At 73.3% G+C, this 21,069-nt stretch carries 17 protein-coding genes; 10 read left to right on the top strand and 7 right to left on the bottom strand.

Annotated elements, in window-relative coordinates; genetic code table 11:
- Positions 1-18: 18 nt before the first annotated feature.
- Entirely contained in the window at positions 19-1,194 is a 1,176-nt protein-coding gene (locus FB455_RS11385; protein WP_145753265.1) for a PQQ-dependent sugar dehydrogenase, read from the bottom strand.
- 85 nt (positions 1,195-1,279) lie between these two features.
- Positions 1,280-3,085, bottom strand: coding sequence for a SpoIIE family protein phosphatase (locus FB455_RS11380; protein WP_145753263.1), 1,806 nt, complete (start codon positions 3,083-3,085; stop codon positions 1,280-1,282).
- Between the two features lie 143 nt (positions 3,086-3,228).
- Between FB455_RS11380 and FB455_RS11375 the strand changes: the two genes are divergently transcribed.
- The gene (locus FB455_RS11375; protein ID WP_145753261.1) at positions 3,229-4,155 is read left to right on the top strand and encodes a 2-hydroxyacid dehydrogenase; all 927 of its coding nucleotides are present in this window, start codon (positions 3,229-3,231) and stop codon (positions 4,153-4,155) included.
- An 11-nt stretch (positions 4,156-4,166) separates the two neighbouring features.
- Here the strand turns inward: FB455_RS11375 and FB455_RS11370 are convergent, their stop codons facing one another.
- The gene (locus tag FB455_RS11370; RefSeq protein WP_030270122.1) at positions 4,167-4,550 is read right to left on the bottom strand and encodes a PH domain-containing protein; all 384 of its coding nucleotides are present in this window, start codon (positions 4,548-4,550) and stop codon (positions 4,167-4,169) included.
- A 430-nt stretch (positions 4,551-4,980) separates the two neighbouring features.
- On the opposite strand from FB455_RS11370, the gene FB455_RS11365 reads away from it, so the two are divergent.
- Positions 4,981-7,488, top strand: a complete 2,508-nt coding sequence (locus tag FB455_RS11365; RefSeq protein ID WP_145753258.1) for an EAL domain-containing protein — start codon at positions 4,981-4,983, stop codon at positions 7,486-7,488.
- Positions 7,489-7,499: 11 nt separating this feature from the next.
- Here FB455_RS11365 and FB455_RS11360 read toward each other — a convergent pair whose 3' ends face one another.
- Entirely contained in the window at positions 7,500-8,525 is a 1,026-nt protein-coding gene (locus tag FB455_RS11360) for a LacI family DNA-binding transcriptional regulator (protein WP_145753256.1), read from the bottom strand.
- Positions 8,526-8,875: 350 nt separating this feature from the next.
- On the opposite strand from FB455_RS11360, the gene FB455_RS11355 reads away from it, so the two are divergent.
- From FB455_RS11355 to FB455_RS11330, 6 genes are all read left to right on the top strand, one after another.
- A complete protein-coding gene (locus tag FB455_RS11355) occupies positions 8,876-10,159 on the top strand; it encodes an ABC transporter substrate-binding protein (RefSeq protein ID WP_013284480.1) in 1,284 nt (427 codons plus the stop codon).
- A gap of 70 nt (positions 10,160-10,229) precedes the next feature.
- Entirely contained in the window at positions 10,230-11,243 is a 1,014-nt protein-coding gene (locus FB455_RS11350; RefSeq protein ID WP_013284481.1) for a carbohydrate ABC transporter permease, read from the top strand.
- Positions 11,240-12,100, top strand: coding sequence for a carbohydrate ABC transporter permease (locus tag FB455_RS11345; RefSeq protein ID WP_145753254.1), 861 nt, complete (start codon positions 11,240-11,242; stop codon positions 12,098-12,100). The genes FB455_RS11350 and FB455_RS11345 overlap by 4 nt, the downstream gene beginning before the upstream one ends.
- Positions 12,097-14,544, top strand: coding sequence for a glycosyl hydrolase 2 galactose-binding domain-containing protein (locus tag FB455_RS11340; RefSeq protein ID WP_145753252.1), 2,448 nt, complete (start codon positions 12,097-12,099; stop codon positions 14,542-14,544). Before FB455_RS11345 ends, FB455_RS11340 begins: the two co-directional genes overlap by 4 nt.
- A 78-nt stretch (positions 14,545-14,622) precedes the next feature.
- Positions 14,623-14,961, top strand: a complete 339-nt coding sequence (locus tag FB455_RS11335; RefSeq protein ID WP_013284484.1) for an ArsR/SmtB family transcription factor — start codon at positions 14,623-14,625, stop codon at positions 14,959-14,961.
- A complete protein-coding gene (locus FB455_RS11330) occupies positions 14,958-16,649 on the top strand; it encodes a SulP family inorganic anion transporter (protein WP_145753250.1) in 1,692 nt (563 codons plus the stop codon). Before FB455_RS11335 ends, FB455_RS11330 begins: the two co-directional genes overlap by 4 nt.
- Here FB455_RS11330 and FB455_RS11325 read toward each other — a convergent pair.
- Positions 16,646-17,320, bottom strand: a complete 675-nt coding sequence (locus tag FB455_RS11325; RefSeq protein WP_145753247.1) for a DUF4386 domain-containing protein — start codon at positions 17,318-17,320, stop codon at positions 16,646-16,648. The genes FB455_RS11330 and FB455_RS11325 overlap by 4 nt on opposite strands.
- 86 nt (positions 17,321-17,406) lie before the next feature.
- Between FB455_RS11325 and FB455_RS11320 the strand changes: the two genes are divergently transcribed.
- Together FB455_RS11320 and FB455_RS34255 are read left to right on the top strand one after the other, a co-directional pair.
- Positions 17,407-18,108, top strand: a complete 702-nt coding sequence (locus FB455_RS11320; protein ID WP_145753245.1) for a TetR/AcrR family transcriptional regulator C-terminal domain-containing protein — start codon at positions 17,407-17,409, stop codon at positions 18,106-18,108.
- 44 nt (positions 18,109-18,152) lie between these two features.
- Complete coding sequence (locus FB455_RS34255; RefSeq protein ID WP_170215129.1) at positions 18,153-18,326, top strand: hypothetical protein; 174 nt, start codon at positions 18,153-18,155, stop codon at positions 18,324-18,326.
- Positions 18,327-18,390: 64 nt separating this feature from the next.
- On the opposite strand, the gene FB455_RS11315 is transcribed toward FB455_RS34255, so the two are convergent.
- Together FB455_RS11315 and ilvD are read right to left on the bottom strand one after the other, a co-directional pair.
- Entirely contained in the window at positions 18,391-19,101 is a 711-nt protein-coding gene (locus tag FB455_RS11315) for a hypothetical protein (RefSeq protein ID WP_145753243.1), read from the bottom strand.
- A gap of 94 nt (positions 19,102-19,195) precedes the next feature.
- A complete protein-coding gene (gene ilvD / locus FB455_RS11310; RefSeq protein WP_013284500.1) occupies positions 19,196-21,043 on the bottom strand; it encodes a dihydroxy-acid dehydratase in 1,848 nt (615 codons plus the stop codon).
- Positions 21,044-21,069: the final 26 nt, after the last annotated feature.

Raw genomic sequence — 21,069 nt, 5'->3', positions numbered from 1 at the left:
CAAACCCGGTGGGCCGGATCAGCTCCGGCCGGCGCCCCCGTCGGCGAAGACGAGCCGCAGGAGGCGGTCGTCCTCGGCGGTGGGCGTACCCCGCCCGTCCCGGTTCGACGTGCTCACCCAGAGCGAGCCGTCCGGCGCCGCCGCGACGGCCCGTAGCCGACCGTACCGGCCGTTGAGCAGGTCGCGCGGCTGACCGAGGACTGTGCCGTTGCCGGCCAGCTCCACCAGCCAGAGTCGCTGGCCGCGCAGGCAGGCGGCGACGAGCAGACGGTCCGCCGCCGCCAGGCCGGAACAGGAGGCGTCACCGGTGGGCCACTGTGTGAGCGGGTTCACGTAGCGCTTGTCGTCGCCGCGCCCCTCGACCCGGGGCCAGCCGTAGTTCCCGCCCTTGTTGATCTGGTTGATCTCGTCCCAGGTGTTCTGGCCGAACTCCACCGCGTACATCTTCTTGTCCGGCGTCCAGGCGAAGCCCTGGACGTTGCGGTGGCCCGTCGACCAGACCGGCGATCCGGCGGTGGGGTTGCCCGGCGCAGGCTTGCCGTCCGGCGTGATCCGGAGGATCTTGCCGCCGAGGCTCTTGGCGTCCTGGGCGTTCTCGGTGCGCCCGGCGTCGCCGGTGCTCGCGTAGAGGTGGCCGTCCGGGCCGAAGCCGAGCCCGCCGCCGTTGTGCGTGCCGGACTTCGGGATGCCGGTCAGGATCGGCTTCGGCGCCTGCCCGAGCTGCATCTTCGCGATCCGGTTGTCGTCCTCGGCCGTGTAGTAGACGAAGACCGTGCGGTCCTTGGCGTACGCGGGGGAGACCGCGATGCCCAGCAGGCCGCCCTCGCCGCCGGCGGCCACGTCCGGCACGGTCTGCACCGGCCGGACGGCCAGCCCGTCCGGGCCGAACTCCGGGCCGACCTGGAGGATCCGTCCCTTGTCCCGCTCGGTCACCAGCGCCCCGCCGTCGGGCAGGAACGCGATGCCCCACGGCACCTCCAGCCCCTTGGCCAGCACGGTGGCGACAACCTGCTGACCGGCCCCGCCGGGACTCGCGGTGCCGGACGGTGTGGGGAGGTTGGGCGGCGCGCCGGCCGGGTCCGGCTCGGGCTCGCCGAGGGAGCAGCCGGCGGCGCCCAGGAGCAACGCCGCGCAGGACGCCGCCAGCGCCGTCCGGAGGCGGCTGACACGGGGGTACGCAAGACGCGGGCTCACCCGGCCCAGCCTAGCCGGGCGGACCGGCGAACCGGGCACGTCGCGCGCACCCCTGCCCGCGTCCGGCCGTTCGGAGGAGTCCCGGTCAGCCGGCCCGCAGCGCGAGCAGGGCGACGTCGTCCTCGCGCCGGTGCGCGGCGGCGAGCAGCCGGTCGCAGAGCAGGTCCAGCGGTACGCCCGGCCCGCCGGCCGCGAGGTGGGCGAGCAGCTCGGCCTGTCCCTCGTCGATCGGCTGGTCCCGGCGCTCGATCAGCCCGTCGGTGTGCAGCAGCAGCGTGTCGCCCGGTGCCAGGGTCAGCGTCCGGCCGGTACGCCGGGGCGGCCGGGCCAGCCCGAGCAGCGGCCCGCGGCCGTCGGCCACCGAGACCGTGCCGTCGGCGCGGACCAGCAGCGGCGGCGGATGCCCCGCGTTGCACCAGAAGACCGTCAGCCCGCCGGCGGCCGGACGGACCCGGGCCAGCACGGCGGTCGCGACGGTGGGCACCCGAAGCCCGCCCATGGCCTGGTCGAGGTGGGCCACCAGATCCTCCACCGGGTCGTTACGCCCGTACGCGTTGCCCCGCACCAGGTTGCGCAACTGGCCCATGGTGGCCGCCGCCTCGATGTCGTGCCCGGCGACGTCGCCGATCGCGGCGATCAGCTCGCCGTCGGGCTGGACGAACGCGTCGTACCAGTCGCCGCCCACCTCCACCCGGTCGGCGGCCGGCAGGTAGCGGGCGGCCAGCTCGATTCCGGGCACGGCCGGCAGGCTCGGCAGCATGCTGTGCTGGAGCACCTCGGCGACGTGCCGCTGCTCCCCGTAGAGGCGGCTGTTGCCGACCGCCTGTCCGGCACGTACCCCGATGTCCTGCGCGGTGCGCAGGTCGCTGGCGTCGAAACCGCGCCGCCCCTGACGGTTGACGAGCGTGACGGCGCCGATCACCCGGTCCCCGGCGGCGGTGATCGGCACGGTCAGGTGGGAGCCGATGCCGAGACGGTCGGCGAGCGGCACCAGCTCCGGGCGCGTGGTGCCGCGCGCCACGTCGTCCAGGTCGGCCACTGCGCGCACCGCCGGCCGCCCGGTACGCAGCACCGACCGGATCTGCGACTCCGCGCTGAGCCCGGTGGTCAGCAACTCGGCGATGCGGGTCAGGTCGGCCTTGCGCTCGGCGTCGCGGTGCACGCCGGTGACGGTGCGCGGCCGGCCCGCCGGGTCGACGAGCGTGATCAGGCACCAGTCGGCGAGCAGCGGCACCATCGCGTGCCCGAGCCGGTCCACGGCGGTGGCCACGTCGAGCGTGCCGCCGAGCATCTCGCTCATCCCGGCCAGCATGGCGAGCCGGTCGTGCGCCTCCTCGGCGCGGCGGCGGGCCTGCTCGGCGCCGCGGACCGCGATACGCAGTCGCAGCTCCGAGGAGCACGCGGCGGCCAGGTCGGCGAGCGTCCGCAGCTGCTCCTTCGTCCAGGCCCGGGGCTTGCTGTCGATCGCGCAGAGCGAGCCGAGCACCCGCCCCTCCAGGTCGGTCAGCGGCATGCCCGCGTACGCCACCACGCCCAGATCCTCGATCGCCAGGTTGAGGCGTACGCGCGGGTAGAGACGGGCGTCGGGCAGCACCAGCGGCATCTCGATGTCGACGACGTGCTGGCAGAACGAGTGGCTCAGCGGCGTCTCCCGGCGGGCCGCCCACGGCTCCGGCAGGCCGGTCGCGCCGGGAAAGAACTGGCGCTCGGCGTCCACCAGGGATACGAGTGCGACAGGCACGTCCAGCAGGTCGCCGACCAGACGCGCGAACCTGTCGAACGCCTCGTCCAGTACGGCGTCGAGCCGGGTCTCGTCGAGTGAACGCAACCGGTCGGGGTCGGCGAGCGCCGGAATCGGCACGGACACCCGTCCCCGGCCGTCCTCGCTCATCGCCACCGCCCTCAGCAAGCGGAACACCCGACCGGCATCCCGTTCTCGGTTATACCCCGCCGGGCCGCCACTCCATTCCCGGCGCGGTGTTCGTCACGGGTCACGCCGCGCCGGCCGGTCCGGGGCCGATATCGTCGGCGGTCGTGAAGGTATGGATCCCGCACCCGGAGGGCCGCCGGCTGCTCGGCGAGCTGCCGCCCGGCGTCACCGTGGAGCTGCTGGACGACCCGCGGCGGCTTCCGTCGTCCCCGTCCGGGGTGCGGTTCTGGGTGCCACCGTTCCTGTCCGGCCCGGACGCCGGGGCGCTCCTCGCCGAGCTGCCCGACGTCGAGGTGGTGCAACTGCTCTCCGCCGGGGCGGACGCCTGGGTGGGGCGGATCCCCGACGGCGTGACGCTCTGCGACGCCCGGGGCGTGCACGACTCACCCACCGCCGAATGGGTGGTCGCCGCGATCCTCTCCTCGCTGCGCGGATTCGCGCCGCTGGCCCGCGCGCAGGACCGGCGCGAGTGGGCGTACGACGAGGTGGCGCCCACCGACGAACTGGCCGGCAAGCGGGTGCTGATCGTCGGCGCGGGCTCGATCGGCACCGCGGTACGCGACCGGCTCGCCCCGTTCGAGGTGAGCTTCACGCTCGTGGCCCGTACGCCGCGACCCGACCAGGGCGTGCACGGGGTGGACGAGTTGCCCGCGCTGCTGCCCGAGGCGGACGTGGTGGTTCTCCTGGTGCCGCTGACCGAGCAGACCCGGGGCATGGTCGACGAGCGCTTCCTCGCCGCGATGCCTGACGGCGCGCTGCTCGTCAACGCCGCCCGCGGGCCGGTGGCGCGTACCTCGGCGCTTGTGGCCGAGCTGACCTCGGGCCGCCTGCGCGCGGCGATGGACGTCACCGACCCGGAGCCGCTGCCCGCCGACCATCCCCTGTGGGAGCTGCCGAACGTGTTGCTCACCCCGCACGTCGCCGGCTCGGTACGCGGGCTGCTGCCCCGCGCGTACCGCCTGGTGGGCGAGCAGTTGCGCCGGTACGTGGCCGGGGAGGAGCTGACGAACCGGGTGGTCGACGGCTACTGATCGCCGGTGGCTTAATGATCGCTGCCGGTGTCCGGCAGCTCCTGCCCGGTGACGGCGATCAGCCGGGGCAGTTCGGTGGCGCGTACCGCCGGCAGCATCACCACTTCGCCGTCGTCGAGCCGGGCCACCGCCCGGCCGCGGGGGTCACCGGCGAGTTCGGCGACCTGGTTCCACGGCACCCGGCGCTGCCCGACGAGCGCCCGCAGCCGCAGCTCCCGGGCATCGGCGTCGGTGCCGGCCCGCCAGGCCCAGACCGCGACGGCGAGCGGCACGAGCAGCACCCAGAGCAGCCACCAGCGGGCGGAGGCCAGCGGCAGCGCGCCGATGAAGGCGACGATCGCGGCGACCAGGATGGCCTGGTTGTGACGGAAACGGACGGTATCGGCGCGGCTCACCCCCCGATAATCCCACCCGGCCAGTCCACCCCACCCCGCGGGCGTCCCCACCGCTCCCGCGTCCCTCCCCACTCCCGCCGACCATCTTGGTACGGTTCCGCCCCTCGCGGGGCGGTCCGGTACCAAGATCTCGCTCGAGTTGGAGATCTTGGAAGCGTTGGGCCCCTCCGCGGGCCGTTTCCTTCCAAGATCTCGCCCGGGAGACCGACGCGGGACCGACGCGTCGATCTCGGGCGTGATCCGGGCCGGTGACCGCCGTTGATGTGACGGATGTCACTGTGGCGGTGACGTCACCGGGCGCTTCCGGGATCGTTTCTAGGCGTGGCCGCAGCGGTCCCCGCCGATGCGTTCCCGTACCGCCCCGACCCCGCACGTCGTACCGCGCACCGCAACCGCACCGCCCCCGTGCCCCCTCACGAAGGCGACCGCCGTGCCCGTCCCCCCTCCCGCCGTTCCCCGTCGGCGATCAGTCCTGCCCGATGTCGCCGTCTCACTCGTCGGCACGGCCTTCCTCCTCGCCGGCGTCGCCGGTGCCCTGCCCGGCCCCGCAGCCGCCGCGCTCGCCGTCGCCGGAGGCTTCGCCCTCGCCTGCGTCCGGCTCGCCTGGCTGGCCGGAGCCGCCACACCGACCGACCGCCCCGCACCGCCCGACGGCCCCGCGCCGCCCGACCGTCCCGCACCGCCCGACCGTCCCGCACCGCCCGGCCACCGCGCGTCGACTGACCGTCCCGCACCGCCCGACCATCCGGCACCGACCGACCGCCCCGCGCCGCCCGGTCACCTCGCACCGACCGGTCACCTCGCACCGACCGGCCACCCCGCGCCGACCGGCCGTCCCGTGCCGACGGGCGAAGCTCCGGACCTCGCCGTGACCCGCGGCGCGACGGCGCTCGGCCCGAGGACCGGGCGGCGGGCTCGCCGGGCTGCGCTGTCCCGCCGGGTCGCCGCCATCCTGGACAGCGCCGTCCTGGTCGCCGGGCTCACCGTCGCGGTGCTGCCACTGAGCGACGCCGCCCACCGGCTGCCGATCGCGCTGGCCGGGCTGTGCCTCACCGGGGCGCTGCACGTGACGGCCCTGCTGCGCCTGCCCGGCCGATCGCGGCTGTCCGGCCCGGAGCTGGTGCGCCGTACCGTCGACGTGCTGGCGCTCGGCGTCAGCCTGGTCTTCGCGGGCTGGATGCTGCTGCCGGGCGGCCCGGTCCCGGCCGTGGCCGGAATGGTGGCGGCGGGCGGCGCGGTGGTGCTCGCCGTGCTCGCGGTGGCGGCCGTCGCCGAACGCCGCCGCCGGCCGGGCGCCGCGCGCTGCCACGCCGGGGCCGCCCTGACGCTCGGCGGGCTGACGCTACTGGTGGTGCTGCTGGCTTACGGCGCGCCGGACCGGGCGCTGCCGCTCGTCGCGGCGCCCCTGGTGGCCGGGGCGCTGCTCACGGCCGCAGGCGCCCGGCGTACCTCGGGCGGTGAGCGGCCGGGCCGGGACGCGGCGCCGGCCGCCTGGCCCCGCCTCACCGCGCCGGCCGGGATCGCCGCGCTGGCCGCCGGGGTCCACCTGATGACGGCGGGGGAGTTCAGTACCGCCGCGATGGCCCTGGGCCTGGCCGTCATTCCGCCGATCATGGTGGGTGAGCTGCTCGCCGCCGCCGACCAGCGCCGCCGGGTGCAACGGCTCGCGGCCCGCGAGGCGTGGTTGCGGCGCCGGCTCGGACCGGACTCCCGGCCGGTGGAGCCCGTGCCGCTGACCCGCGCGGATCTGGTCCGGGCGATGGCGGAACGCAGTGGCGGCGGGCTGCTCGTCGTCGACCTGCACGGGGTGGGTGGCGCCGTGCCGGAGGGGCCGGTGCTCAGCGAGGCCGCGCGCCGGCTGCGGGCAAGCTCCGAGACGCACGATCTGGTGGCCCGGCTCGGCGACACCGAGTACGCCGTCCTCACCGATCTCGGGCCGGTGCTCGCGTACGCGCTCGGCCTGCGGCTGCTGGCGGCGCTGGCCGAGCCGTACCCCCGGCCCGGAGGCGTCGCCCGGCTCGGGGTGAGCGTCGGGCTGGCCGAGACCAGCGGTGGCGATCCGGAGGACGTGCTGCGCCAGGCGGACCTGGCCCGCCGCCGGGCGGTGCAGCTCGGCCGGGACCGGGTCGAGTGGTACGACGCCTACCTGGAGGAGCAGCTGGTCCGCCGCCTGGATCTGGAGCGGGAGCTGCCCGGCGCGGTGGCGCGCGGTGAGCTGGACCTGGTCTACCAGCCGGTGGTGGCGCTCGCCGATCGGATGCCGGTGGGTACGGAGGCGTTGCTGCGGTGGCGCAGCCCGGCGCTGGGCACAGTGCTCCCGGCGGAGCTGCTGCCGGTGGCGGCCGACCTGGACCTGACCGGCGAGATCGGGCGGTGGGTGCTGGACCGGGCCTGCCGCCAGCTCACCGCGTGGTCGGAGGGCGGTCGCGAGCTGTGGATGGCGGTGAACGTGACGCCGCGCGAGCTGGCCGCGCCGGACTTCGTGGCGCGTACCGCTACCGCGCTGGCCGCGTACGACGTGGCACCGGAACGGCTGGTGGTGGAGGTGGCCGAGCCGGTGGTGGGACTGGAGCTGTCCACAGTGGTAGCTCGGCTGGCCGGCCTGCGGTCGATCGGTGTGCGGATCGCGCTCGACGACTTCCGGGCCGAGCACGCCTCGCTCGCGCAGCTCCGCCGACTGCCGATCGACCTGCTCAAGGTGGGTCCGCACCTGGTCGGCCCGGGTGGGGACGGTCAGCGCCCACTGATCGACGTGGTGGCGAACCTGGCCGACCGGCTCGGCGTGGAACTGGTGGTCGAGGAGCTGGAGTCGGAGGGGCAGGTGGCCGGCGCGCGGCGGGCCGGCTGCCGGTACGGCCAGGGCTTCGCGCTGGCCCGGCCGGCGACCGCCGAGCGGGTCGAGGCGTGGTTCGAGGAGTATCCGTCCACCGCCCGGTGAGCTGAACCGGTTCAGCGGGTCGTCGTACGAGGTGGGGCGGTGCTGCCGCGCGGCGTCAGGTGCGCCGTCTCGTCCTGCACGACGGCTGCCGGCTCGCCCGCGATCACGGCCAGGAGCTGCCGGGCGGCGTGCGCGCCGTACGCCGGGATGTCCCGGCCCAGCGCGGTGAGCGGCGGGTGCACCAGCCGGCAGAGCGGCGAGTCGTCCCAGGCCACGATGGACAGGTCGCCGGGCACGGTGAGGCCCATCTCCTGGGCCACCGAGAGCCCGGCGATCGCCATCACGTCGTTGTCGTAGATCACCGCGGTGGGGCGGCCGGCGGAGCTGAGCAGCCGGCGGGTGGCGCGCGCGCCCTCCTCACCGGTGTAGTCGGACCAGACGGTGGTCGCCTCGTCCAGCCCGAGCCGCCGGCACACGCCGGTGAACGCCTCGGTGCGGATCTCGGTGTGCAGCAGCGTGGGCAGCCCGCCGATCCGGGCGATGCGCCGGTGGCCGAGCGCGACCAGGTACTCCACCGTCTCGACGAGGGCCGCCGCGTCGTCGGCCCAGACGCTCGCCAGGCCGCCGGTGTGCCCGGGGCCGCCGATCACCACCGCCGGCAGTTGCAGTTCCTCCAGTGCCGGCACCCGCCGGTCGTCGGTGCGCAGGTCGCAGACGAGCACACCGTCCACCCGGCGTTCGGCCCACCACCGCCGGTAGACGGCGATCTCGGCCTCCTGGTCGCTGACCACCTGGAGCGTGAGCGCGTACGAGCGGGCCGACAGTTCGGCCTCGACGCCGCTGATCAGCTCCATGAAGAACGGCTCGATGCCGAGTATCCGGGCGGGGCGGCACAGCGCCAGCCCGACCGCCTTGGCGGTGGCGCCGGACAGTGCGCGGGCGGCGCTGCTCGGACGGAACCCGATCTCGGCGGCGATGGCGAGGATCCGCTGCCGGGTCGCCTCGGAGACACCGGGCTGGCCGTTGAGCGCGTACGACACCGCGCCCTTGGAGACCCCGGCGCGCCGGGCGACGTCGGCGATGGTCGGCCGCTTCACCGAAGCGTTCCTCCACTGTGTCCGGCCCTCGCGGGCGTTCTCGGTCGCCGGGTCACCGGCGTCTGGTGACGCTACTGCACGCCGCGCCGGTCCCGGGTGCCACCGGCGGGTGGCGGTGGACGGGTTCCGGCGGCCGTCGCTTGTGCGGTTCAGCTTAGAGCGCCGATCGCCCGGCACCTGCCCTGGACGGCCGTGAACGGCAGTCGTGAGCGGCGGTGAGGTTGCCGGACGGGCACATCGGTAACCGCCCGTTGACAGCCCTGAAGGTGAACCGTACGGTGGCCTCACTTATCCGGTTCAGTCAACGTTCCTCGATATCGGGAGCGTTCCCATTCGGCGCGGAGGATGACATGAAACGGTCCTGGACGCACCTGGCGCGCGTGGCCGCCGTCGGTGCCGTCAGCCTGGTCATGATCGCCGCCTGTAGCGGCAGGAGCACCACCGGCGGCTCGGACTCGGCCGGTGGTCAGGTCACGCTGAAAATCAACTTCTGGGGCGACTTCGGGCTCCAGGATCTGAAGGCCAAGTACGAGGCCGAACACCCGAACGTCAAGATCCAGCTCAACTCGGGCGAGTACAACGCCCAGCACGAGGACCTGCAGAAGAAGCTCGTCGCCGGCAACGGGGCGCCGGACATCGCGGCGATCGACGAGGGCTTCATGGTCCAGTTCCGCAGCCAGTCCGACAAGTTCGTCAACCTGCTCGACAAGGGCGCCGGCTCGTACGAGAGCAAGTACCTGCCCTGGAAGTGGAAGCAGTCGCTGTCGGCCGACGGCAAGACGCAGATCGGCCTCGGCACCGACGTCGGCGGACTGGCCATGTGCTACCGCACCGACCTGTTCAAGGCCGCCGGCCTGCCCACCGAACGCGACCAGGTGTCAGCGCTCTGGCCCACGTGGGACAAGTTCATCGAGGTCGGCCAGCAGTACACCGCCACGACGAAGAAGAAGTTCATCGACGCCGGCACCAACCTGTTCAACCCGATTCTCGGCCAGCAGCCGGTCGGCTTCTACGACGAGCAGGACCAGCTCCGGATGGAGCAGGGCCCGAAGGTCGCGTTCGACTACACGGTCAAGGCCGTGGGCGCCGGGCTGTCGGCCAACCTGGTCAGCTTCCAGGCTGACTGGGACAAGGGCTTCACCAGCGGCGCGTTCGCGGTGCTCGCCTGCCCGGCCTGGATGCTCGGCCACATCAAGGACACCGCGCCGGGCACCGAGGGCAAGTGGGACATCGCCGCGGTACCGGGTGGCGGCGGCAACTGGGGTGGCTCCTTCCTGACGCTGCCGAAGCAGGGCAAGAACGTCGACGAGGCGTACAAGCTGCTGACCTGGCTGGTCGCGCCGGAGCAGCAGATCGAGATCTTCAAGAAGGTCGGCAACCTGCCGTCGCAGCCGGCGCTCTACACCGACCCGGCGATCGCCGACTTCAAGAACCCGTTCTTCAACGACGCCCCGGTCGGCCAGATCTTCCCGAAGATGGCGCAGGGCCTCACCCCGCAGTACCTGGGCCGGAAGAACGGCCCGACCCGGGTGGCGGTGGAGAACGTGATCCGGCGGGTGGAGAACAAGTCGCTCAAGTCCGACGCCGCCTGGTCCGAGGCGGTCAAGGAGGCCGAGAAGGCCGCCAAGTCCTGACGTGTCAGCGGTGACGGGGCGGCCCGGTCCGCCCCGTCACCGTCCGATCTCCCGGCCCTGGAGTGAACCGATGTCCAGCACCCGTGCCGCGCCCGCGCCGCCCGGCCGCCCACCCGCGCGCAAGCGCGGCCGTACCGGCGCCGGCGACCGGCGGATGACCTGGCGCGACCGGCTGTACCGCTTCGACATGCGGTACATGCCGTACCTGATGATCGCGCCGTTCTTCCTGCTCTTCCTCGTGTTCGGGCTGTTCCCGCTGCTGTTCAACGCGGTCGTGTCGCTGCGCAACTACCGGCTGGACGACCCGACGCTGCCGTACTGGGCCGGCGCCGAGAACTTCAGCCGCCTGTTCGCCGACGAGGACTTCTGGAACGCCCTCTACAACACGTTCGGCATCTTCCTGCTCTCCACCGTGCCGCAACTGCTGCTCGCGCTGCTCGTCGCGTCGCTGCTCAACCGCAAGCTGCGGGCGCAGACGTGGTGGCGGGTGGGCGTGCTGCTGCCGTACGTAACACCGATCGTGGCCTCGACGATGGTGTTCAGCGTCTTCTTCTCCCGCGACTTCGGCATGGCGAACTGGGCGCTCGGCCTGCTCGGCATCGGCGGCCCGGACGACCCGATCGACTGGCGGGCGGACAAGCTGCACGCCTGGATCGCCATCGCCACCATGGTCAACTGGAAGTGGATCGGCTACAACGCGCTGCTCTACCTGGCCGCCATGCAGTCCATCCCGCGCGACGTCTACGAGGCCGCGGCGATCGACGGCGCCGGGCCGTGGAAGCAGCTCTGGCGGATCACCGTCCCGATGATCCAGCCGGTGGTCCTGTTCACGGTCATCCTGTCCACCATCGGCGGGTTGCAGCTGTTCACCGAGCCGATGCTGTTCGACCCGAACGCCCAGGCCGCGACCGGCGGGCCGGACGGCGAGTGGCAGACCATCGCCCAGCTCATCTACAAGGTCGGCTGGAAGGACCTCAACCTCGGGTACGCCGCCGCGATGTCCTGGGCGCTGTTTCTGATCATCCTGGTCGTCGCAGGCGTCAACTACCTCCTGACCAACCGACTCTCCGGAGGCCGCCGGTGACGACGCGACGCGTGGTGGCCCGGGCGCCACAGGACACCCCGGCCGGGCTCTGGACCTACCTGCTCCTCGCGGTGAGCATGCTGTTCGCCGCGTTCCCGCTCTACTGGATGTTCGTCATCGCCACCAGCGACGACGAGGCGCTGGCGATGCTGCCACCGGCTGTCGTACCGGGCGACCGCTTCCTCACCAACGTCGACGAGGTCTTCTCCCTCCAGGACGTCTACTTCGCCGCATCACTGGTCAACAGCGTCATCGTCTCGGTGGTGGTGACCGCCTCGGTGCTGTTCTTCTGCTCACTGGCCGGCTTCGCCTTCGCCAAGCTGCGCTTCAAGGGCAGCCGCGCGCTCATGCTGTTCGTGGTGCTCACCCTGACCGTGCCCAACCAGCTCGGCATCGTCGCGCTCTACATCGTGATGGGCGAGCTCGGCTGGAACGGCACACTGCTCGCCGTCATCGCGCCCGGCCTGGTCACCGCGTTCGGCGTGTTCTACATGCGGCAGTTCATCGTGAACACCGTCCCGGACGAGCTGATCGAGTCGGCCCGGGTCGACGGCGCCACGACCATGCGGGTGTACGCGACCATCGTGCTCCCGGCCATCCGCCCGGCCCTGGCGGTGCTCGGCCTGCTCACGTTCGTGGCCACCTGGAACGACTTCCAGTGGCCGCTGATCACGCTCAGCGGCACCGACTACCCGACGTCGATGGTGGCGGTCTCCGACCTGGCCAGCGGCAACTACGTGATCTACCGGCGGGTGCTCGCGGGCGCGTTCATCGCCACCGTTCCCCTGCTGGTCATGCTGTTCATCGGTGGACGTCAGATCGTCCGCGGAATCATGGAAGGCGCGGTGAAGTCGTGAGCCGTCGAACGCTGCTGCACGAGGGGTGGACGCTGCGGGCCGAGCCCGGGCCGGCGGTGCCGCCGGAGATCGCCGGGACGGCGGTGCCGGCGACAGTCCCCGGTTGCGTCCACACCGACCTGCTCGCGGCCGGCCTCATCCCCGACCCGTACCTGGACGACAACGAGAACCGCCTCACCTGGATCGGCCGCACCGACTGGGTCTACGAGACCACGTTCGCCGGGCAGCCCGGTGACGACGAGCGGGTCGACCTGGTCTGCGCCGGCCTCGACACGGTCGCCACCGTCACGCTCAACGGCGTCGAGGTCGGCCGCACCGAGAACCAGCACCGCTCGTACCGCTTCGACGTCCGCGGGCTGCTGCGCCCGGACGGCAACACCCTCGCCGTACGCTTCGACTCCCCGTACCGGTACGCGGAGGCGCACCGGGACCGGCTCGGTGACCGGCCGAACGCGTACCCGGAGCCGTTCCACTTCATCCGCAAGACCGCCTGCAACTTCGGCTGGGACTGGGGGCCGACGCTCGTCACCGCCGGCATCTGGCGCGACATCGGCCTGCACTCCTGGTCCACCGCCCGGCTCGCGTCGGTCCGGCCGATTGTCACGGTGGCCGACGACGTCGGCCGGGTCGAGCTGCACGTGCAGGTCGAGCGGGCCGGCGACGAGCCGCTGACCGTCCGCGCCGCCGTCGCCGGGGTCACCGCCGACGTCGCCGTACCGGCGGGGGAGCGGACCGCCGTCGTGACGCTCACCGTCGCGGACCCCGCGCTGTGGTGGCCGATCGGGTACGGCGACCAGCCCCGGTACGACCTCGACGTCACCCTGCACGGCGCCGACGGCCGGGAGCTGGACGCCGCCGCCCGCCGGATCGGGTTCCGTTCGGTCCGGCTGGACACCACGCCCGACGCCCACGGCACCCCGTTCACGCTGCACGTCAACGACGTGCCGGTGTTCGTCAAGGGCGTCAACTGGATCCCCGACGACGCGTTCCCCAACCGGGTCACCCGGGAGCGCCTCGCCGGGCGGTTCGGCCAGGCGGCCGACGCGAACGTCAACCTGCTGCGCGTCTGGGGCGGCGGCCGGTACGAGTCGGACGACTTCTACGACCTCGCCGACGAGATGGGGTTGCTGGTGCAGCAGGACTTCCTGTTCGCCTGCGCCGCGTACCCGGAGGAGGAGCCGTTCCGCACCGAGGTCGAGGCGGAGGCGCGGGAGCAGGTGACCCGCCTCGCCGGGCACCCGTCGCTGGTGCTCTGGACCGGCAACAACGAGAACATCTGGGGCTGGCACGACTGGGACTGGCAGGAGCCCCTGGCCGGACGCACCTGGGGACGCGGCTACTACCTGGACCTGCTCCCCGCGATCGTCGGCGAGCTGGACCCGACGGTCCCGTACTGGCCGGGTAGCCCCTGGTCCGGCAGCGAGGACGTCCACCCCAACGACCCGGCGCACGGCACCACGCACATCTGGGACGTGTGGAACACCGACGACTACACGCGCTACCGGGACTACGTTCCACGCTTCGTGGCCGAGTTCGGCTACCAGGCGCCGCCCGCGTACGCGACGCTGCGCCGGGCCCTCTCCGACGACCCGCTCACGCACGACTCGCCGGGCATGGCACACCACCAGAAGGCTGCGGACGGGGACGGCAAGCTCCGGCGCGGGCTCGACGCCCACCTGCCGCCGCCCGCCGACTTCGACGACTGGCACTACCTCACCCAGCTCAACCAGGCCCGCGCCATCCAGCTCGGGGTGGAGCACTTCCGCTCGCACCGGCCGGTCTGCACCGGCACCGTCGTGTGGCAGCTGAACGACTGCTGGCCGGTCACGTCCTGGTCGGCGATCGACGGCGACGGCCGCCGCAAACCCCTCTGGTACGCGCTGCGCCGCGCCTACGCCGACCGGCTGCTGACGGTGCAGCCGCGCGACGGCGGGCTGGCGCTGGTGGCGGTGAACGAGACCGATCGGGCGTGGAGCGGGCCGGCCACCGTCACCCGGCTGGCGCTCACCGGGGAGCCGAGGGCGAAGACCTCGGTCGACCTCGACGTCCCCGCGTACTCCTCGGTGGTGCTGGCGCTGCCGGCGGAGCTGGCGCGGCCGGACGACGGCCGCGCGGAACTGCTCGTCGCGGACGCCGGGGACACCGCGGAGCGCGCGCTGTGGTTCTTCGCCGAGGACCGCGACGTGCGGTGGCCGGCGGCGCAGTGGGACGCGACTGTCGAGCCGGTCGACGGCGGCCGGCGGGTCCGGGTGACCGCCCGGACCGTGCTGCGCGACCTGACGCTGTTCCCTGATCGCCTCGATCCGGCCGCGCAGGTGGACCGGGCGCTGGTGACGCTGCTGCCGGGGGAGAGCGCGACGTTCACCGTGCACGCGCCCGGCCCGCTCGACGCCGACGCGCTCACCCGCCGCCCGGTGCTGCGCTGCGTCAACGACCTCGTCTGAAGGGCCTTACCCGCATCTCCGTCGATTTGAAGATTTCTGCAAGTGATAAAGTCTTCAGAGTCGTCGGAGAGGTGAGTCATGTCGGTGCCGCTGTACCAGGCCAAGGCGGAGCTGTTCCGCACCCTCGGGCACCCCGTGCGCATCCGGGTGCTCGAACTGCTCCAGGACGGGCCGAAGCCGGTCCGCGACCTGCTGGCCGCCATCGACGTGGAGGCGTCGAACCTCTCCCAGCAGCTCGCCGTGCTGCGCCGCGCCGGCATGGTCACCTCGTACCGGGACGGCCCGCTGGTCATGTACGCGCTCAGCACCCCCGACGTGGCCGACCTGCTCGCCGCCGGACGGCGCATCCTCGGCGCGGTCCTCACCGACCGGGACGCCCTGCTGGACGAACTGCGGGCCTCCGGGACGGACCGGTGAGCGCGGCTGCCCTTCGCGCCGGTGACGCCGTACGCCGGGCGGGCCGGCTGTTCGCCGGGCTGCTGCCCGGCCGGGCCGACTGGCAGAACGCGCGCCGCTCACCCCGGCGCGACCTGCTCGCCGGGCTCACCGTCGCCGTGGTGGCGCTGCCCCTGGCGCTCGCCTTCGGCGTCACCTCCGGGCTCGGGGCGCAGGCCGGCCTGGTCACCGCCGTCGTCGCCGGGGCCGTCGCGGCGGTCTTCGGCGGCTCCAACCTCCAGGTCTCCGGTCCCACCGGGGCCATGACAGTCGTGCTGGTGCCAGTGGTGCAGCAGTTCGGTGCCGGTGGCGTGCTGATGGTCGGCGCGCTGGCCGGGCTGATCCTGATCGCGCTCGCAGTGGCCCGCCTCGGCCGGTACGTCCGCTACCTGCCGGCCCCGGTGATCGAGGGCTTCACCGCCGGCATCGCCGTGGTCATCGCGCTGCAACAGGTGCCGGCCGCGCTCGGCGTCACCGCCGCGCACGGCGAGAAGGTGTGGGCGGTGGCTGCCGACGCGGTCGCCCGGTTCGCCGCGCACCCCCGGCCCGCCGCGATCGCTGTGGCGCTCGGCGTGGCGGCGCTGATGCTGCTCGGCGGCCGATGGCGGCCCGCCGTGCCGTTCTCCCTGGTCGGGGTGGCCGCCGCGACGCTGCTCGCCGAGCTGGCCCCGATCGACCTGGCCCGGATCGGCGAGCTGCCGCAGGGGCTGCCCGCGCCGTCGCTGGACTTCGTGGACCTCGGCGCGCTGGGCGTACTGCTGCCGAGCGCCCTCGCCGTGGCCGCGCTCGCCGCCCTGGAGAGCCTGCTCTCCGCCACTGTGGCGGACGGCATGACGGTCGGCGAGCGGCACGACCCGGACCGGGAACTGTTCGGCCAGGGCCTGGCCAACCTCGCCTCCCCGGTCTTCGGCGGCATCCCGGCGACCGCCGCCATCGCCCGTACGGCGGTGAACGTCCGCGCCGGGGCGTCCTCGAAGCTCGCGGCGCTCACCCACGCGGTCGCCCTCGCCGCGATCGTGCTCGCCGCCGCCCCGCTGGTCGGCCGTATCCCGCTGGCCGCCCTGGCCGGGGTGCTGCTCGCCACCACGGTACGGATGGTGGAGGCGGCCTCCCTGCTCGCGCTGATGCGGGCCACCCGCGCCGACGCGGTGGTGCTGGTGCTGACGTTCGCCGTCACGGTGATCTGGGACCTGGTGACAGCAGTGGTCGTCGGGCTCGCGGTCGCGGTCGTCCTGGCGCTGCGCGCGGTGGCCCGCAGCGCCAAGCTGGAACAGGTGCCGCTGGACACCGGCGAGCACAGCGACGAGGAACACGCGCTGCTCGCCGAGCACATCGTGGCGTACCGGCTGGACGGGCCGCTGTTCTTCGCCGCCGCGCACACGTTCCTGCTGGAACTGGCCGAGGTGGCCGACGTGCGGGTGGTGATCCTGCGCATGTCCCGCGTCTCCACGGTCGACGCGACCGGTGCCCAGGTGCTCGGCGACGCCATCGCCCGGCTGCGCGGCCGGGGGATCATGGTGCTGCTCTCCGGCATCACCCCGGGCCACGACCAGGTGCTCAGCACGCTCGGCGTCGCCGACGAGCTGCGCCGCGAGGGCCTGGTGTTCGCGGACACCCCGGCCGCCATCCGGTACGCCCGGGGTGTCGCCCTCGCCGCGAGCCCGGCCTAGGCTTCGGTCCCTTCGAGTGCCCGCCTGCGCACGCCGAAGATGATCAGGTAGCCGAGGATCCAGACCTCGCCCACAGTGGCGGGGATCACCAGCAGGTCGCCGGCGGCGCCGGCGCCGGGGGCGAGGTACGCGACGAACGTCATGAGCACGTAGCCGACACCACCGGCGACGAGGACCCAGCCCAGCGGCCGGGGCAGCCAGCCCGACCGGAGCACGCACCAGCCCATCGGCACCAGCCAGAGGCCGAAGAAGAGCCCGCCCACCTCCCATAGGTTCCCGCTGACCAGGTAGAGCAGCTGGACGGTGTCGGCGTCGCCCGGCCCGCCGGTCGCGACCTGCAAGGCCGTCGCGAGGACGGCGGCGCTGCCGAGGATCGCGACGGCGTTGACGAGCCCGAAGGCGGCGATGCTGCCCGCGGCGGTGCCGTCGACAGTACGGAACAGGCGGTGGAACCAGACCGCGGTGAGCGTCTGGGTGAGGACGACCAGTAGTTCGAGGGCGATGCCGAGGCGGGCCAGCGGCTCGTGGGCCACCAGGTTGGCGAGCGTCGTGCCCGCGTCATCGGCGTCGAAGAGCATGGGACGGACGGTGAGGAACCCCAGGGCGCCGGTGACGGCGAGCCCGAGGTAGAACAGCCCGGTCACCCGGGCGGTACGGATCAGCTGGTGCATGGCGGCTCCTTCGGGGGTGATCGACGTGCCGTGGCCGGGGTCGCCTTACGTCGTAAGGCCAACCATACGTTGTAAGGTCAAGGGAGATGGGAAGCCGCATGGGAGCGAGGAAGCCTCGGGAGCCGCTCAGCCGCGAGCGGGCCCTGGCCAGCGCGATCGCCCTGGTCGACGCCGAGGGGATGGCGGCGCTCACGATGCGACGGCTCGCCGCCGAACTCGGCGTCGAGGCCATGTCGCTCTACCACCACCTGCCCGGCAAGGCCGGACTGCTCGACGGCCTCGTGGACGCCGTCGCCGCCGAGATCACCGCAGCCGCCGAACGGGCCGAGGCCGACGCGCCCGGCGGTGACTGGCGTACCCGGCTGCGGCTGCGCTTCCTCGCCGCGCGTGCGGTCATGCTGCGGCACCCGTGGGCCCCGGCGCTGCTCAGCTCCCGCCCGACCGTCCCCGCCGGGGTGTACGCCTACTACGACGGCATCCTCGCCACGCTCGTCGAGGGCGGCTTCTCGTACCGGATCGCCCACCGGGCGCTGCACGCCTTCGGCAGCCTTGCGCTCGGCTTCGCGCAGGAGGTGTTCCGGCCGGACGCGGGCGGGGAGGCCGACGCGGCGGCAGCGGAGGCCGAGATGGTGGCGCTGGCCGAGCGGCTGCCGCACCTGGCCGCCATGGTCGCCGCCGAGACGCACGACGCGGCGGATCCGACGCTCGGCTGGTGCGATTCTCAGACCGAGTTCGAGTTCACCCTCGACCTGCTCTTCGACGGCCTGGAGCGACACCGGGCAGGCTGACGCACCGGCGGGTTCGGACGGCGCACGCCGGGTACCAGGACGGCATGACTGATCCGGTTGAGCTGTCCGAACTGCACGCCGGAGGCGCCGACCCCGACGACGTCACCCCGGAGGACCCGCACGCGGACCTGGACGGCACCGACGAGAACTCACCAGCGGAGTTCGGCCTGCCCATCGACGGCACCGCACCGGCCGAGGAGGACCCCACCCAGCAGTGAGGGGAACGTCATGGGTGTCAAACGGGTCATGGCGTTCCCACCCGAGGGCGGGAAAGGACGAGCGCTAGTCGGGCAGGGCGGCGAGGCCGGCCAGCAGTTCCCACCGCTCGGCCTCGGTGAGCGCCGCGTACGCCGGTTCGTCGCGGCGGTCGGTGTCCGCCTCGATCGCCGCGCGTTCCGGGCCGTCCGGCAGCGCCCGGATCCCCTCGGCGGTCAGCCCGGCGGCCCGCCACGCGGCCCGGTGCGCGTCGGCGCGGTGGTGGCGCAGCGAGCCCAGCCGGGTGACCAGCAGCAGCGCCGGGGAGGCGCCCTCCGGCTCGTACGGCGGGGACATCGCCCGGAACACCGGCCCGCCGGTGGCCTGCGCGTGCGTCAGCACCCGGCCGACCAGGTCGGCGAGGCGGGGCACGATGCGCAGACCGGGCAGCACACCGGGCAGTGTCGACCACAGTTCTTCGGCTGCCTCACCGGTGGCCCGCTGGGCGAACAGCGTCAGCTCGCGGCCGAGGTCGGTGAGGTGCCAGGCGCCGTCGGCGTCCCGGACCACGACGCCCTGCTCCAGCTCCTCGTCCATGCTTCCGGAGGTGTAGATCAGGCCGTCGGCCAGCGCCTCGGCGGGCATCGGCCGGGCCAGCACGCCGGAGAAGAAGCTGTTCTCCGCGCCGAGTGTGCAGCCGCGCTCGGCGTAGAACGCCTTCATCCGGGCGCGGGCTCCCCACCTGGCGCCCACGTACACCCGGTCGATCGCCGGCCGGACCAGTCGCGCGTAACTCACCGTCGTCTCCACGCCGCCGGAGGTTACCGGCGCGCGGGCGTTAAGAAGGGCCCCCTCCTCTACCGGAGGCGTTAAGAGGGGGCCCTTCCTTACGTCACTCCGGGACGCGACGGTAGGCGCCGTCGCTGGCCGAGGTCGCCATCGACGCGTACGCGCGCAGCGCCGCCGACACCGGACGCTGCCTGTCGACCGGGGTGTACGGACGGTCCCGCTTCTCCTCGGCCACCCGCCGCGCCTCCAGCTCGTCGGCGGGCACGTTCAGCTCGATCGACCGGCCCGGGATGTCGATGACGATCTCGTCGCCGTCGCGGACCAGCGCGATCAGGCCGCCCGAGGCCGCCTCCGGGGAGACGTGCCCGATGGACAGGCCGGAGGTGCCGCCGGAGAACCGGCCGTCGGTCAGCAGCGCGCAGGAGCGGCCCAGCCCACGGCCCTTGAGGAACGAGGTGGGGTAGAGCATCTCCTGCATGCCGGGGCCACCCTTCGGGCCCTCGTAGCGGATCACCACCACGTCCCCGGCGACGATCTCCTTGGCGAGGATCGCGGTCACCGCGTCGTCCTGCGACTCGTAGACCTTGGCCGGGCCGCGGAACGTCAGGCACTCCTCGGGCACACCGGCGGTCTTCACCACGCAGCCGGCCGGCGCGAGGTTGCCGTGCAGGATGGCCAGGCCGCCGTCCGCGCTGTACGCGTTCTCCCGGTCCCTGATGCAGCCGCCGGCCGCGTCGGTGTCCAGCGACGACCAGCGGTTGGTGGTGGAGAACGGCTCGGTGGTGCGCACCCCGCCCGGCGCGGCGTGGAACAGCTCGACCGCCTCCGGCCGGGCCGCGCCGCCGCGCACGTCCCAGTCGGCCAGCCACTTGTCGAGGCTGGGGGAGTGCACCGACCGCACGTCGCGGTGCAGCAGCCCGGCGCGGTCCAGCTCACCGAGGATGGCCGGGATGCCGCCGGCGCGGTGCACGTCCTCCATGTGGTAGTTCGGGGAGTTCGGGGCGACCTTGGCCAGGCACGGCACCCGGCGGGAGATCGCGTCGATGTCGGCCACGCCGAAGTCCAGCTCCGCCTCGCGGGCGGCGGCGAGCAGGTGCAGCACCGTGTTCGTGGATCCGCCCATCGCCACGTCGAGGGCGATCGCGTTCTCGAACGCCTCCCGGCCGGCGATCGAGCGCGGCAGCACCGAGGCGTCGTCGTTCTCGTACCACTGCTTGGCGATCTCGACGACGGTGCGCCCGGCCTCGACGAACAGCGACCGCCGCGCGGCGTGGGTGGCGAGCGTCGACCCGTTGCCCGGCAGGGCCAGGCCGATCGCCTCGGTGAGGCAGTTCATCGAATTGGCGGTGAACATGCCGGAGCAGGAGCCGCAGGTCGGGCACGCGGAGCGCTCGATCTCGCCGAGCTGGTCGTCGGTTACCGCCTCGTTCGAGGAGGCGATCATGGCGTCGATCAGGTCGATCTTGGAGTGCACCACGCCCTCGATCGCCACCGTCTTGCCGGCCTCCATCGGGCCGCCGGAGACGAAGACGGTCGGGATGTTGAGCCGCAGCGCGGCCAGCAGCATGCCCGGGGTGATCTTGTCGCAGTTGGAGATGCAGACCAGGGCGTCCGCGCAGTGCGCGTTGACCATGTACTCCACCGCGTCGGCGATCAGCTCCCGGCTGGGCAGCGAGTAGAGCATGCCGCCGTGGCCCATGGCGATGCCGTCGTCCACGGCGATCGTGTTGAACTCCCGGCCGACGCCGCCGGCCTCGGCCACCGCGTCGGCGACCAGGCCACCGAGGTCCTTGAGGTGGACGTGACCGGGTACGAACTGGGTGAAACTGTTCGCGATGGCGACGATCGGCTTGCCGAAGTCGTCGTCGGTCATCCCGGTGGCCCGCCAGAGGGCCCGGGCGCCGGCCATCGTCCGACCATGGGTGGAGGTCCTCGACCGCAGCTCAGGCATGACAACCAGTCTGACACCATCCGCGC

Source organism: Micromonospora sp. CNZ296 (assembly GCF_007827635.1).
This window is presented reverse-complemented; position numbering and strand designations above follow the sequence as displayed.

What these genes read in the sequence shown, in the direction of transcription:
- FB455_RS11380 (WP_145753263.1), bottom strand. Translation starts at nt 3,085, where the DNA reads ATGAGCGAGGACGGCCGGGGACGGGTGTCCGTGCCGATTCCGGCGCTC.
- FB455_RS11355 (WP_013284480.1), top strand. Translation starts at nt 8,876, where the DNA reads ATGAAACGGTCCTGGACGCACCTGGCGCGCGTGGCCGCCGTCGGTGCC.
- FB455_RS11350 (WP_013284481.1), top strand. Translation starts at nt 10,230, where the DNA reads ATGTCCAGCACCCGTGCCGCGCCCGCGCCGCCCGGCCGCCCACCCGCG.
- FB455_RS11335 (WP_013284484.1), top strand. Translation starts at nt 14,623, where the DNA reads ATGTCGGTGCCGCTGTACCAGGCCAAGGCGGAGCTGTTCCGCACCCTC.
- FB455_RS11325 (WP_145753247.1), bottom strand. Translation starts at nt 17,320, where the DNA reads ATGCACCAGCTGATCCGTACCGCCCGGGTGACCGGGCTGTTCTACCTC.
- FB455_RS11320 (WP_145753245.1), top strand. Translation starts at nt 17,407, where the DNA reads ATGGGAAGCCGCATGGGAGCGAGGAAGCCTCGGGAGCCGCTCAGCCGC.
- FB455_RS34255 (WP_170215129.1), top strand. Translation starts at nt 18,153, where the DNA reads ATGACTGATCCGGTTGAGCTGTCCGAACTGCACGCCGGAGGCGCCGAC.
- ilvD (WP_013284500.1), bottom strand. Translation starts at nt 21,043, where the DNA reads ATGCCTGAGCTGCGGTCGAGGACCTCCACCCATGGTCGGACGATGGCC.